Below are 905 nucleotides of genomic sequence, written 5' to 3' on the forward strand. Positions count from 1 at the left end.
ATGCGTCCCGATGATCAGGTGATCGCCAGCCGCGGAGTGGGTGCGTGGTTGGCGGCAAACACGATGCTGCAAATCCGGGACGGGAAGAAGATCGCCGCCCACGGTGCAGCGCTACGCCCGTTTCCGGCGGTGGCTGCCCGGTTCGATGACGGGGACTGCTCGTTCGATCATGCAGTGTTGATCGTGGCGTTCTGCGAATCACCGCCGAAGGGCATGCCGGAGGAAGCGCTCCCTCGCTGTATCGACTTGTTGTTGGCTGCCGCGTCCGGGGTGGAGGCGACGACCACGAAGGTGCGAAACGTCATCGCGACCTTGGAGCGAATCTTCGAATCCGACAAGATTCCACCCGCCGAAGATGACGACCGGAACGAACTCCGCATCGCGTCGACATTGAACGGCCGGGTGGTGGTGCGCGGCGATTTCGACGCCCTCACCGGTGAAATGCTGCTCTCCGCCCTGTCGAATCTGACGATGCCGACCCCGGCACCCGATGGAACCCCGGATACCCGGTCGGCAGCGAAGCGGACCGCGGACGGGTTCACGGAACTGATCCGGCGTTACCTGGACTGCGCCAAAACCGGCGCCGATGGTGGGCAGCGGCCGCACGTGAACGTGCACATCAACGCCCGCGATCTCGCTGAGCATCGGGACTGCGCCGCAACACCCGCTGCTCCTGATGGTGGAGCGGCTGTGTCGGATCTCGATGTCGGACATATGCCGTGGCTCGGACCACTCTCGGTCTCGCAGACCAGACTCCTCGGGTGTGATTGTTTCCTCTCCACTGTCCTGCTCGATGATCACGGGGCTCCGCTCGATGCGAAACCCGGGAAACGGTTGGTCACCGCGGAGCAGCGAGTGGCGTTGATCGCCCGCGACAGAGGCTGCGCGTTCCCCGGCTGCACATG

The 905-nt window shown here is 64.4% G+C and carries 1 protein-coding gene; it reads left to right on the plus strand.

Annotation, left to right across the window (positions count from 1 at the left end; translation table 11 throughout):
- On the plus strand, nucleotides 1–905 hold a 905-nt coding region (locus tag RE4_RS30560), incomplete at both ends, for a DUF222 domain-containing protein (RefSeq protein WP_060939901.1).

Source organism: Rhodococcus erythropolis NBRC 15567 (assembly GCF_001552595.1).
Classification (GTDB): Bacteria; Actinomycetota; Actinomycetes; order Mycobacteriales; family Mycobacteriaceae; genus Rhodococcus_F; species Rhodococcus_F erythropolis.